Raw genomic sequence first — 12666 nt, forward strand, 5'->3', positions numbered from 1 at the left:
TATTAGCCAAATTAAATCACTTGTCATAAATAATAAGGTTTGGGCCGAAACCCTAAAGGAAGGGGCTATTCATGAATAGTTCCTAGGACAATTTATTGAGAGGCACTACAGACTCTGTTTTTGATTAACCAGTAAAAGGATTGTAAGTTATGGATCATCAATACGTTCTCAGTTTTGATGGTAAGGATGATTATGTCTCCATACCTACGATGAATGTTGATTACTCTCAAGGTTTAACCGTAGTGGGTACACCTTATCGTGAGGCGACAACAGGGGCGGTAGATAGCAAAAATCCCCTTCAACGTTGGATTATTACACCCGATGGCGTGATTAAAAATGAAGCGGGTTTTGTACTCGATTATCAAGACTATGGAATCACTCCCTATTATGTCGTGATGGCGAATCGCATTCAGGAAAATCACGGTTCACCATCTCAACAATGGCGAGCCGAAAATGGGGTAATTAAGAATAAACACAATGCAGATTTAGTGTTAGATATTGCTGGCTGTAATCGGGAACCCAATACGACGATTTTAGCCTCTCCTTGGCTGGGTGGATTAAATCAAGAATGGGAATTTGTGTTGGCTTAAAAATTGATTTTCTCCCCTGAATTCAGGGGAGAAAATAGAGTCTAAGTTTTTGATAAAAGAATAAGAATGTTAACTCATGGATAATCAATACGTTCTCAGTTTTGACGGTAAGGATGATGATGTGGGCGTACCCCTCAAGATGTATATAAATTTCTCTCAAGGTTTCACCGTAGAAGCCTGGGTGTTATATCACAGTTTCCCGAATCGCTCAATCATCATCTCTTTTGTCAACACCAGTGATGGCTATCAGTTTTTTCAGTTGATGAATTATCAAACAACAAGAAAGTTAGCATTGCATTTCCAATGCTTGCCATCGCACAGTCGCCTTGCCGTGGACGGCTACGTGATTTCAGATTATGAAATACTAGAGACAGGGATTTGGATGCACATAGCAGCCACGGTTAATAGCTCAAACAATGTCACCTTCTATAAAAATGGTGAGGTTGTGAAAACCGGGTCTTTACCTCTTCCACCGGTATGGTCTGGGCAATGGGAGCACTTGTCTATTAGTCATGGGAGGTCATCAAACGATAGTCTCTTTCAGGGTTGCATAACTGAGGTTCGACTCTGGAATGTTGTGCGTTCTGTGGATGAGATTCGCGCCGATAAAAATCGTCGGTTAAATGGAGATGAAAAGGGATTAGTCAGTTATTGGCCCTTAAATGAAATTAGTGGAAATAGAGTAGTGAATAAAGCCAATAATAGTCATTCTGGCGAAGTTCATGGAGGTGCTACAATTGTTGAGGCGAACCCCCCACTTGAGTTCAGACCGAAAACTTATTTAATTAAGAGCAAACTCAATGGTTTAGCTTTAGTCGGTACACCCAATAAGCCAGCAACAACAGGAGCGGTAGATAGCCAAAATCCCATTCAACGTTGGATTATTACTGCCGATGGCGTGATTAAAAATGAAGCGGGTTTTGTACTCGATTATCAAGACTATGGAAGCACTCTCTATTATGTGGTGATGGCTAATCGCATACAAGGAACTCAGGGTTCACCATCTCAACAATGGCAAATCGAAAATGGAGTGATTAAGAATAAACACAAAGCTGATTTAGTCGTAGATATTGCTGGTAGTAATCCCGCTCCCAATACGACAATTTTAGCGGCTCATGGCATGGGTGGATTAAATCAACAATGGGAAATGGTGTTGGTTTAAAAATTGATTTTCTCCCCTGAATTCAGGGGAGAAAATAGAATCTAAGTTTTTAATAAAAGAATAAGGATGTTAACTCATGGATAATCAATGCGTTCTCAGTTTTGACGGTAAGGATAATAACGAAGGTGAAAAAAATTGATCAAACTCCTGATTGGATATTAATTCCAAAACGGAAAGGACACATAACAATAGAAATATGACAACAAACTTATTTTAACAACAGGATTTGCAGAAATCCTAAACTTTATTTTTCTTCATTAACTCACTGATTTTACCAATTTTTTTCTTAGGGTTTTGGGGGGAGAAGCGTTTAGTTTCAGCAGAATAATTCCAAGGGATGGCTTCTGGGTCACGTTGATAACTCCAGTCAGGAAATTCCGGTTTCGTTTTCCACTTACTCAGAGTCGTAGGATGTACGCCTAACCGTTGGGCGAGTTCCGACTGGTTCAATGTCGAGGGTAAAATGGTACTGGATGTAGGTTTAACTGGAAATAAAACCACTGATTTCGGGTTTTCCACAGGAGGAGAAGGGAGAGGGTCATCAGGGGTTGTGGAGGGTTGGGCGGTAGGAAAATAATAAATCATTCCCCCAGTATCGGTAATTTCATACTGAGCGGCGAACTCGGTGGCGCGTTGGTCGAGATAGGCTTGGACTTTCGTACCCGACTGTTTCGAGTGCATGGCTAAATCTAACGCCGTGATGCGTCCTTGGTTTTCCCGAATGAGTCGATAAAAAACTTCATCCAAGGTCGCTAATTGATGCTGCTGACGCTGTTGATAATATTTCCACATCTGCCAAGACCCCCATCCCCCAACGGTTAAAATGGCTAAGGGGAATGCTTTCTGAAGGATAAACAAAACCACCGCAACGGGGAGGAGAAGCGTTAAATATCCGCGTTCAGGGGTCTTTAGGTTTGGGTTTGAGTCTGACATGGATAGGACGTTAGCAAAGGTAACATCTTCAAATATTGAATAAAAAGTCTATTTTTGCAAGGTGCGTGTTGATAACCGTAACCTATCCCATCAGTTATCTATATATTAGCAAAGACTATCTCGTTAAGTAACCCTCTTCAAAAATAACTTAACTTTTAGTATAACTTAAGCTGTAGTATAATAAAATTTTAAAATGACTCGTAATACTCGTCGTCATTTCCTCAAATTTGCCAGTTCAGCACTAGCAACTCTGGGAATGAATCAATTCCTATTCCAACAAAAAGCCGAACAAGCTGGCAAAGTCCTTGCCCAAAGTACACCCCGCAAATTAGCTTTATTAGTAGGGATTAATCAATATCCTTCCTCACCCTTAGAAGGATGTATCAACGATATTGATTTACAACGCTATTTGTTAATTCATCGATTCGGGTTTAATCCCAAAGATATTTATATTCTACCCCAAACAGAAGCCACCCGGACAGGAATTTTAACCGCTTTTGAAGAACATTTAATTAAACAAGCCAAACCCGGAGATATTGTGGTTTATCACTATTCCGGGCATGGTTCGCTCATTTTTGATCCCGCTCCAATTATAACCCGATTAGGAAATAGACAAGGATTAAATGGAACCTTTGTTCCTATTAATAGTAAATTACCTGCCGGATATCCTGAAGTGGGGGGAGTTGTCCAAGATATTATGGGGCATACCTTATTTTTATTAATGTCAGCCCTGAAAACCGAAAATGTGACGGTGGTTTTAGATAGTTGTTTTTCCGGTGGAGCCACGCGAGAAGTCCGAGTACGTTCCCGCGAAGGAGGTGAAAATATTTTAGTTTCTTCTGATGAAAAAAACTATCAGCAACAGTGGTTATCTCGATTAAATTTATCTCCTGAACAATTTGTTAAAGGCTATCAAACTGGAGTTGCTAAAGGGGTAGTATTAGCGGCAACGGCCCCGAATCAACTGGCGCGGGAAGAAAATCTTAATGGTTTTCCTTGTGGTTTATTCAGTTATTTACTAACTTATTATCTCTGGCAGGAAGACAACAATATTAAACAGATATTTCAAAAGATTCTCCCAGAAATTCCTGAAACATATAACCAAGTTCCCCGTTATGAAGTTAAAGTGGGGAGTGGGTATCAACAACAACTGCCCTATTTTATTAATTCTCCCAAATCTCCCGCCCAAGCAGTTGTAACGGCAGTCAGTGGTGACACAGCCCAATTATGGTTAGGGGGAATTGACTTAAGAAAGGTGACAACGGGAACAATATTTGCTGCTATTAATGGTACAGGACAAGTGAAAATGATTTCCCGTGAGGGGTTAGTAGGACAGGTAAAGATTGAGAAACCATTGACACTCCCACCCCTGCGCTACGCTAAAGGGGTGGGATTCTCGTATCTAGTCCAGTCAAGCAGAGACAGTTGAATATACTCTTGTTTGACTGTATTCACCGAGTTCAGGGGTGTGCCAAGCACCCCATCAGTTAAACCGGATGAATCCATTACAGAAGCATCTCTCTGTAGGTCTAACTGACAAGAAAAACCGTCCCATTGAGCTAGGTTTTTCGCAGCATTCAAATCAGAGTTATGGTAGTGACCATTAGGGCAATTGAAATCATGTCGATTTCTTTTACCAATAAAACCACAGGTTGAACAGGATTTGGAAGTGTATGGCGCAGGTCTTTTAATTAATTTCAATCCTTTAAGAGCCAACTTATAATTAAGTTTCTGTTCCAAAGAATAATAAGACCAATTATGTCGAGATTCACCGGAATCAGAACGAGATTTTTGGCTCTGTTTCATTGTGCTTCGACATCCTTCTAAATCCTCAATAACAACATCAGCATTATGGTATTCGGCAAAACGAACAATTCGACGGCTGATTGTATGATTGATTGCATCCATCCATCGTCGTTCTTTTTTGTCCCATTTCTTTAATGCTCGAAACTTTTTAGCTTCTTGAAGTTGTTTTCTTCGTTGTTGAAAATAACGTCTCCGATGCTTAACGCTTTGACCATTAAAGAACTTACCAAAACCCTGTTTAGGTGCAACTACCGCTAAATTATTCTGTCCTCGGTCACATCCTAATCTTTTCTCCGTCTTAACTTCTGGAACATCCTCAGTAATTGACAGATAGGCATACCACTTATTTCGATGTTTAATTAATTTAAAAGAACCCCCTTGAATTGTTCCCTCTAACAATCCGTCTAAAACAGGTTGCCAATGGGGAGATGCAACTTCAATGGGAATTCTTTTTTCACCTTTAAGGGTTGGAAAACTAATTGAATAAGTATTCCCTTTTAGGGTTAACTTCCAGTTTTGGTTGTTAACTTCCACAGGAAGAACTTTATATTGTTTGGTTTTACGACCTGTGGGTGATGTGGTATGTCGGATTACTTGGTTAACAAGGGCAGATTTTAACTCGGACATAATTTTAGCTGTTGTCATTTTACGCCGTTCTTTAATCGGCAATGACAACAGCTTGTTGGCAACCCGTGTGTTTTCTGCCGTCATTTGCTCAAACACCTGAGCTTTACAACGGTTGAGATCCACGAATTTCAATTTAATCGTCCGAGTTATTTTTGTCATGTCATCCATGATAACATAAGGTTGATGAATCGTGTGTATCGACAATGACAGAAAATCAATATAGAAGAAAAAACACATCAGTTAGTCTGATCAACTATCATTTTGTCTTTTGCCCAAAAAGGAGGAAAAGGGTGTTGGTTAACGGAGTGAGCAGAAGATTAGAGGAAATTATCTACCAAAAAGCAAAAGAGCTAGAATGTGATGTCCTAGCTCTGGAGATAATGCCTGATCATGTGCATTTATTTATTAGTTGTCACCCTTTGATTGCTCCACATCAAATTATGTTCAGAATCAAAGGGGCATCATCAAGAATATTAAGAAAAGAATTTCCTCATTTACTTAAACTACCTTCTTTGTGGAGTCGAAGCTATTATTGTGGGACGGCTGGTTCTGTTTCTAGTGAAACTATCAAAAAGTATATTGCTAACCAAAACTCTCACTAGCCTTCACTCCGCCTAAAGGCGGGTATTCTACATCCCACGCTTGAAAGACGTGGGCTTTGAATACGGTTATTGTAATAAACGCACAGCTTTCATGGCGATGTATGTTTTTCTGGGGTTAAATGGCTATTTATTAGAAGTTCCAGAAATCGAGGTTGTGCAAATCATGGAAGGGTTGGCAACTGACCCAGAAACTCAAGACTCTTTAGCCCAATGGTTAAGGAAAAATTCTGTATTAGAATTGATGTAAATGCAAATCAGGGGAAGGGGTAAAAAAATGGAAATAAAAACAAGTCAGAACCAATTAGTTTTTGCGTTCCTCAAGGGCGTTTCCGTATCAGGAATTATCAGTGTCGCGTTGCTATCAAAGTCAGGGATGGCAACACCCAAACCCTCAGAAACAGAGTTTCTTCTCACTATATCTAATCACCAACCCACTGAACTCAAGAAACCCGGTTTCTTACCCCAAACCCTCATCACCCAAAATAGCAACAACTCAGAAGCGGATAAACTGTTGCAAGAGGGAACAGAACTATTGCAGCAAGGAACAGCAGAATCATTACGGGCTGCTTTAGGAAAGTTAGAAGCCGCCCGCCAACTCTATCACGCCGCCGGGGATAAAGGAAAAAAAGCCCTCACACTGCTGGGTATGGGCAGAATAAATGACGATTTAGGAGAAAAGCAGCAAGCCCTAGACTACTACAACCAAGCTTTACCCCTATCAAGGGTAGTGGGAGATAGGGAGGGGGAAGCTGCTACTCTCTTTAATTTTGCTTACCTCAAACGTAATCAAGGCAACCTCAGCGAAGCTCTTACAGACATCGAAACTGCCATTACTATTGTTGAAGACCTCCGCACTAAAATCGGTTCCCAAGAACTTCGTCAATCCTTCTTTGCCACCGTTCAAAATTATTACCAATTCTACATTGATTTATTAATGCAACTGCATCAACAAAACCCCCAAAAAGGATATGATGCTTTAGCTTTTCACGCCAGCGAACGTTCTCGCGCCAGAAGTCTGGTAGAACTCCTGACCGAAGCCGGTGCTAATATCCGCCAAGGTGCTGACCCCAAACTATTAGAACAAGAACAGAATTTACAACAACAACTCAACACGGTCGAAAATCAACGATATCAACTCACTCAGGGTAACTATACTCAACAACAACTTGATGAAATTAAACAACAATCTCAATCTTTACTCAATCAACTCGACAAATTAGAAGCGAAAATTCGCCTTACCAGTCCCCGTTATGCTAACCTCAAATATCCCCAGCCTCTCACCCTGCAACAAATTCAAGAAAAAGTCCTTGATGATGATACCTTACTATTAGAATATTCCTTGGGAGAAGAGCGCAGTTATCTCTGGGCTGTGACTAAAAATAGTATTACCAGCTATGTTTTACCGAAACAAAGTGAAATAGAAGAAATTGCCCAACCTTGGCGAGAGATGAATGAAACAGCCCTGCGTAGAAAGCGGACTCCCCCTCAGTGAAATATTACTAAAACCCGTCGCTTCTCAACTGGGAAATAAACGTTTATTAATTGTGGGGGATGGGGTATTACAATATATTCCCTTTGCCGCTTTACCCATTCCATCTCAACCGAATACACCCCTTTTAGTAGAGCATGAAATTGTTACCGCTCCCTCAATTTCAACCATTGCTATTCAACGGGAACAACTACAAAATCGCCCCACGGTAGCCAAAACTGTCGCAGTATTAGCAGACCCCGTTTTCAGCCTTAATGACTTTCGCGTTACTAGAAATGCACCCCAACAAAACCCGCAAACCCTCAACAACTTAGCCCTGACTCGTGCGGCGCGTAATTTAGGTATTGGGGAAGGGGCGAAAACATATAGCCGTCTGGAGTATACCCGCACCGAAGCCGAGGAAATTATAGCATTAGTTCCCGAAAATCAAAGGTTACAAGCCCTAGACTTTCAAGCCTCACTTGAACAAGCAAAAAATCCTAATTTATCTGAATATCAAATCGTTCATTTTGCTACTCATGGTTTACTGGATTCTGTTAATCCTGAACTATCGGGAGTGGTGTTATCCTTATTTAATCAACAAGGACAAGCTGAGGATGGATTTTTGCGTCTTCAAGATATTTTTAACTTAAATTTACCTGCGGAATTAGTGGTATTAAGTGCTTGTCAAACGGGCTTAGGGAAAGAGACGAAAGGCGAAGGTTTAGTGGGAATAACTAGGGGATTTATGTATGCTGGTGCGCGGCGGGTTGTTGTTAGTTTATGGAGTGTTAATGATGCTTCGACTTCTGAGTTAATGAGTCGATTTTATCAGCCGATATTGAAGGAAGGTAAGAATCCAATTATCGCTTTAAGAGAGGCTCAGTTAGAGATGTGGAAATCGGGAAAATGGCAATCTCCCTATTATTGGGCAGCGTTTACAGTTCAGGGAGATTGGCGGTAGAGTATTAACCTGCACCCAGTTCTTAGAAACCGAGTTTCTGTATTAGATTCATTGTAGGAAATGAAGATATCTTGAGAAACCCGGTTTCTGTGAATTATTTACAGAATTCCGTCTTTTTTCGCCATTGAAATCATCAAATCAACAACACGACAAGAATAACCCCATTCATTGTCATACCAAGCCACAATTTTGAAGAAATTAGAATTCAGTTCAATACCTGCTTTAGCATCAAAGGTACTGGAACTGGGATCTGTGGTAAAATCTGAAGAAACCACTTCATCTTCAGTATAGCTTAAAACTCCTTTCATCGGGCCTTCGGCTGCGGCTTTCATCGCGGCACAGATTTCTGCATAGGTGGTAGCTTTTTCCGTGCGGAAGGTTAAGTCAACCACTGACACATCGGGGGTGGGAACTCGAAATGCCATTCCCGTCAATTTTCCTTTTAACTCCGGTAACACTAAGGTAACAGCTTTGGCTGCGCCTGTAGATGCCGGAATAATATTTTGGGCTGCGCCACGTCCTCCCCGCCAATCTTTCTTACTAGGGCCATCAACGGTGGGTTGAGTCGCGGTCATGGCGTGAACCGTTGTCATTAACCCTTCGGCTAACCCAAAGTTATCTTGAATGACTTTCGCAACGGGGGCTAAACAGTTGGTGGTACAACTGGCATTAGAAACAACTAAATGCGCTTTCGGGTCAAATTCTTCATGGTTGACCCCGACTAACAAGGTTTTCACTTTATCCGGGTCTTTGGTGGGGGCGGAAATAATCACCCGTTTTGCACCCGCTTCAATATGTTTGTAAGCCCCCTCGTAGTTGGTAAATAACCCTGTACATTCCACCACATAATCAACGGTATCTTCTTTCCAAGGAAGTTGGGTGGGATCTTTAATAGCGGTACAGCGAATAAAACGTCCATCTACCAGAATGCCATCTTCTTTCGCTTCTACTGTACCCGGAAACACCCCATGAGTCGAGTCATATTTGAACAAATAAGCTAAGTTATCCGGGGGAACTAAATCATTAATTCCCACAAATTCCACATCGGGGTTATTAATGGCAGACCGCATGACCAAACGACCAATGCGACCAAACCCATTAATTCCTACTCTTAACGGCATATAATTTACTCCTTTTGACCAAATGAAAAGTAACCTGATTGTTCAAGCCACAACTAGGGATAGACTGTAGCACAAGTCTTGATTGTTCAGGTTAATTCTTCCTGTTATCTTAAGAAAATGCCCCTCTGAATCCAGATTTTTTTAAGATAAAATAGAAGAAATTTCAGGAAGAGGAGATATTGTCTGGAAATCTAAAAAAACTTTTTTGACTGAACGTTAAGAAAGGATAAAAAAAACTAATTTTATCGCTTAAGGTGTTAACAAATTGGGAAAAAATCGGTAGGATTCAAGTGTAGACAATTTGGCTTCAGCCAAAAGTAAATATGAACAAACGTAAACGGATTGGCATTTTAACCAGTGGAGGAGACTGTCCCGGTCTCAATGCCGTGATTCGAGCCGTTGTCAATCATGCCACATCTGAATATAACTGGGAAGTGCGAGGCATTCCCTATGCGACTCAGGGGCTCATTGAACGGAAAAGTGTTGTATTAAATTCTTATGGTTTAGAACGGCATGGTACTGATCCTTTATTAAGTATGGGCGGAACGATTTTAGGTTCCATTAATAAAGGAGATACAGAAGGCAATACAGATGATGTTATTCAGGGATATTATGATTTAGGACTTGATGCCCTGATCGCCATTGGCGGTGATGGTAGCCTTGCTATTTTGCAGAAACTGGCTGAAAAAGGCAATTGGAATTTAGTCGGTGTTCCCAAAACTATTGATAATGATGTCGCCCATACAGAATTATCCGTTGGGTTTAACTCCGCCGTTACGACGATTTTAGATTGTTTAGATCGATTGAGTTATACCGCCGCCAGCCATGACCGGGTGATGGTGGTGGAAGTTATGGGACGAACAACGGGACATTTAGCCTTAAATTCGGGGATTGTTGGGGGGGCGGATGCGATTTTAATCCCAGAAATTCCCTATTCGATTAAAACCCTATGTAAACAGATTCGAGAACTCCGCAACCTCTATGGACGAAAATTCGCCATTGTGGTGGTTGCAGAAGGAGCAAAAACCGCCGACGGGGAAAGTCGATATTATAAAGATGCCCTCGGAGAAGTGCGACTGCGGGGAATTGGGGAATATATTGCCACGGAAATTGAAAATAATATTGGGGTAGAAGCGCGAGTGACTGTCCTGGGTCATGTTCAACGGGGTGGAGCGCCTTCAGCTTTGGATCGATTAATTGGAACAGCCTTCGGAAAAGTAGCTGTAGATTTAATTGCGGAGGAAAAATATGGCGTGATGGTGGCTTGGAAAAACAACACTGTCGCCACCGTTCCCCTGGCGCGGGTGTTTGCAGATAGCCCCCGACTGCTCAATCCTAACGGATTTTGGGTGGAAACCGCTAGATCCCTGGGAATTTATGTCGGTGAAGAAGTCGATTGTAGTGAGGATGGTTCAGGGATCTCAAATCTCAATGGTTTGAAACCCTCTGAATTAGAAGTGATGAATCAGATTAATTAAGTTTAAAGAGAACGTTTCATCCGACGTAAACGATCCGAATAACTTTTGAGAACTTCTAAGGCAAACATGGGCGTTTGCTGAACTGCAAACAAAAATCGAGATTGATCCATAATTGCTAAAAGACAATCGGTTTTAGCAATAGCAGTAGACGCTCGTGTTCTATCGGGTTGAACTAAGGCTCCTTCCCCAAATACATCTCCCGCAATCAAGGTTTCTACCACTTTCCCATTCACCCATAATTCAATTTCACCTTGGAGGATGCCAAACATGACATCCCCCAATTTGCCCTCTTCAAAAATAACTTGACCTGCAGCATAATGTTGTTCGGGTTGTTTAACAAACAGTTTGACGGTTTCGGCGGGTTGCAGCATTGAATTGAAACTCCCATTCAGTGAAAATAGAGATTCTTATTAATTTTTCCTTAATAATATCCCAATTTCATAAATGTTTTTTCGTTAAAATCAACCGCCCAGCGATCGCTGTTGATCCTAAAAAGAGCGATCGCTCTTGAATTGAACTAAAACTGGGGTTTCTTTTTTAATTAAAATTCAAAACCTCAGAAACCTTCAAGTTGAGTTTCCCAAATCCAGGCGATCGCACTAAATCATCGTTACTAAAATTACCTACCGTTGTATAAATATTATCCATCAGTTCTAATACCAAGATAGTTTGAGTTTGGGGATCAATAATCCAATATTCAGGAATACAACAATCTTGATACTGAATTCTTTTAGCAATGTAGTCCCTCTCCCTTTGTATCTCTCCAGGGCTAACTATTTCCATAACCAACAGAGGCGGGGCCATGTTCAGACGAATGGTGTTACGCTTTGATAGTTGTTGAATATGTTCTTCTCGGATAATAGTTAGATCAGGATAGCGGTTTTTGGGTTCGCCTCTGACTTCTAGTTCCAACCCGTGTCCTCTAACGCGATCGCTTCCTAACATTAAGGCAAAAACCATAAAGAGACGATTAGCAATTTGGATATTAAACCCTGATTCTGGCGGCACTTCTATCAATTCTCCATTAAATAGTTCATAGAGTTTTTCCGAATTATCGTCATATTTTAGGTATTCTTCAAAGGTTTCAAAGCGAGGTTTAATCGTTAGCATCTCATATCTATTCCCTGAACGTTTACCCCATTATAGCTTAACTCAATAGCATCCTGTTTTTCTATCACTAGGGAACAGCTTAGAAGACTATTGTGTCATTTTAAAATAGAGGTAAGTTTAAAATAAAGTCTGGTAAGACATTTTCCCCTGATAAAGTTGTGGGTAATTGGACAATTTCAAGAGGTTGATGAAGACGATAAATTTCTACTTGTTGTGCTTGAGGATTAATTAACCAACCTAAACGCAAACCACTGTTAAGATATTCCTGCATTTTTGCTTGAAGTTGGGTTAGGGAGTCAGTACGAGAACGTAATTCAATTACAAAATCAGGACATAAGGGGGGGAATTTTTCTTGTTCTTCTGCTGTTAGTAATTCCCAACGTTCCTTCGCAACCCAAGCCACATCAGGAGAGCGATCGCCACCATTAGGTAAACGAAAGATAGTAGAAGAACTAAATACTTTTCCGAGTTGAGTTTGACGATTCCAAATGACTAAATCAGCATTCAAATCTGATTCTCGATTACCACTGACTCCACCAACGGGGGGCATAATTATCAATTCTCCTTTAGCGGTTCTTTCCAACTGCCAATTTTCATTATCTTGGCAAAGTTGATAAAATTGATCATTGCTTAAGGTAACATTTTTGAAACTTAAAATAATAGGTTCTGAAGTAATCATTTTGCCCTCCCAATACTAGGGTATACATAATAATCGTTTTATTGTACTGATTTTTAATAAATATTGGCTGCAATTTATATATAGCAATCCTATTTGATTTGTGGTAGGGGTAATTCATGAATTACC

At 40.7% G+C, this 12666-nt stretch carries 12 protein-coding genes and 1 pseudogene; 7 read left to right on the plus strand and 6 right to left on the minus strand.

From position 1 onward, the window contains the following. Positions 1–149: 149 nt before the first annotated feature. Positions 150–590 (plus strand): ricin-type beta-trefoil lectin domain protein, encoded by a 441-nt coding sequence (locus tag PL9214_RS02455; RefSeq protein WP_139294936.1) that lies wholly within the window; start codon positions 150–152, stop codon positions 588–590. A 76-nt stretch (positions 591–666) separates the two neighbouring features. After that, positions 667–1752, plus strand: a complete 1086-nt coding sequence (locus PL9214_RS02460; RefSeq protein ID WP_072717253.1) for a LamG-like jellyroll fold domain-containing protein — start codon at positions 667–669, stop codon at positions 1750–1752. 237 nt (positions 1753–1989) lie between these two features. On the opposite strand, the gene PL9214_RS02465 is transcribed toward PL9214_RS02460, so the two are convergent. Next, positions 1990–2685, minus strand: coding sequence for a hypothetical protein (locus PL9214_RS02465; protein WP_072717254.1), 696 nt, complete (start codon positions 2683–2685; stop codon positions 1990–1992). Between the two features lie 193 nt (positions 2686–2878). Here PL9214_RS02465 and PL9214_RS02470 point away from each other — a divergent pair, with 193 nt between their 5' ends. Next, complete coding sequence (locus tag PL9214_RS02470; RefSeq protein WP_072717255.1) at positions 2879–4114, plus strand: caspase family protein; 1236 nt, start codon at positions 2879–2881, stop codon at positions 4112–4114. Here PL9214_RS02470 and PL9214_RS02475 read toward each other — a convergent pair. After that, positions 4060–5286: an RNA-guided endonuclease InsQ/TnpB family protein gene (locus PL9214_RS02475; RefSeq protein WP_222425192.1), complete on the minus strand. Its 1227-nt coding sequence runs from the start codon at positions 5284–5286 to the stop codon at positions 4060–4062. The two genes, PL9214_RS02470 and PL9214_RS02475, sit on opposite strands and share 55 nt — an antisense overlap. A gap of 35 nt (positions 5287–5321) precedes the next feature. On the opposite strand from PL9214_RS02475, the gene tnpA reads away from it, so the two are divergent. The 3 genes and pseudogenes from tnpA to PL9214_RS02485 all read left to right on the plus strand — a co-directional run bounded on the left by tnpA (position 5322) and on the right by PL9214_RS02485 (position 8152). Further along, complete coding sequence (gene tnpA, locus PL9214_RS02480; protein ID WP_072717176.1) at positions 5322–5720, plus strand: IS200/IS605 family transposase; 399 nt, start codon at positions 5322–5324, stop codon at positions 5718–5720. A 40-nt stretch (positions 5721–5760) separates the two neighbouring features. Beyond that, on the plus strand, positions 5761–5967 hold the full coding sequence (locus tag PL9214_RS30415; protein WP_139294937.1) for a hypothetical protein: 207 nt from the start codon (positions 5761–5763) through the stop codon (positions 5965–5967). 126 nt (positions 5968–6093) lie between these two features. Next, positions 6094–8152: pseudogene (locus PL9214_RS02485) on the plus strand (CHAT domain-containing protein). 98 nt (positions 8153–8250) lie between these two features. Here the strand turns inward: PL9214_RS02485 and gap are convergent. Beyond that, complete coding sequence (gene gap, locus PL9214_RS02490; RefSeq protein WP_072717256.1) at positions 8251–9273, minus strand: type I glyceraldehyde-3-phosphate dehydrogenase; 1023 nt, start codon at positions 9271–9273, stop codon at positions 8251–8253. 323 nt (positions 9274–9596) lie between these two features. On the opposite strand from gap, the gene PL9214_RS02495 reads away from it, so the two are divergent. Then, positions 9597–10751, plus strand: coding sequence for an ATP-dependent 6-phosphofructokinase (locus PL9214_RS02495; protein ID WP_072717257.1), 1155 nt, complete (start codon positions 9597–9599; stop codon positions 10749–10751). Between the two features lie 2 nt (positions 10752–10753). Here PL9214_RS02495 and PL9214_RS02500 read toward each other — a convergent pair whose 3' ends face one another. The 3 genes from PL9214_RS02500 to PL9214_RS02510 all read right to left on the minus strand — a co-directional run bounded on the left by PL9214_RS02500 (position 10754) and on the right by PL9214_RS02510 (position 12540). Then, complete coding sequence (locus PL9214_RS02500; RefSeq protein WP_072717258.1) at positions 10754–11122, minus strand: cyclic nucleotide-binding domain-containing protein; 369 nt, start codon at positions 11120–11122, stop codon at positions 10754–10756. 166 nt (positions 11123–11288) lie between these two features. Further along, entirely contained in the window at positions 11289–11861 is a 573-nt protein-coding gene (locus tag PL9214_RS02505; protein ID WP_072717259.1) for a Uma2 family endonuclease, read from the minus strand. Positions 11862–11961: 100 nt separating this feature from the next. Next, complete coding sequence (locus PL9214_RS02510) at positions 11962–12540, minus strand: Uma2 family endonuclease (protein ID WP_072717260.1); 579 nt, start codon at positions 12538–12540, stop codon at positions 11962–11964. Between the last annotated feature and the right edge of the window lie 126 nt (positions 12541–12666).

This window comes from Planktothrix tepida PCC 9214 (assembly GCF_900009145.1).
In the GTDB taxonomy this organism is placed as follows: domain Bacteria; phylum Cyanobacteriota; class Cyanobacteriia; order Cyanobacteriales; family Microcoleaceae; genus Planktothrix; species Planktothrix tepida.

Coding starts and splice junctions, on each gene's coding strand:
- PL9214_RS02455 (WP_139294936.1), top strand. CDS start 150: ATGGATCATCAATACGTTCTCAGTTTTGATGGTAAGGATGATTATGTC.
- PL9214_RS02460 (WP_072717253.1), top strand. CDS start 667: ATGGATAATCAATACGTTCTCAGTTTTGACGGTAAGGATGATGATGTG.
- PL9214_RS02465 (WP_072717254.1), bottom strand. CDS start 2,685: ATGTCAGACTCAAACCCAAACCTAAAGACCCCTGAACGCGGATATTTA.
- PL9214_RS02470 (WP_072717255.1), top strand. CDS start 2,879: ATGACTCGTAATACTCGTCGTCATTTCCTCAAATTTGCCAGTTCAGCA.
- PL9214_RS02475 (WP_222425192.1), bottom strand. CDS start 5,286: ATGGATGACATGACAAAAATAACTCGGACGATTAAATTGAAATTCGTG.
- tnpA (WP_072717176.1), top strand. CDS start 5,322: ATGACAGAAAATCAATATAGAAGAAAAAACACATCAGTTAGTCTGATC.
- gap (WP_072717256.1), bottom strand. CDS start 9,273: ATGCCGTTAAGAGTAGGAATTAATGGGTTTGGTCGCATTGGTCGTTTG.
- PL9214_RS02495 (WP_072717257.1), top strand. CDS start 9,597: ATGAACAAACGTAAACGGATTGGCATTTTAACCAGTGGAGGAGACTGT.
- PL9214_RS02500 (WP_072717258.1), bottom strand. CDS start 11,122: ATGCTGCAACCCGCCGAAACCGTCAAACTGTTTGTTAAACAACCCGAA.
- PL9214_RS02505 (WP_072717259.1), bottom strand. CDS start 11,861: ATGCTAACGATTAAACCTCGCTTTGAAACCTTTGAAGAATACCTAAAA.
- PL9214_RS02510 (WP_072717260.1), bottom strand. CDS start 12,540: ATGATTACTTCAGAACCTATTATTTTAAGTTTCAAAAATGTTACCTTA.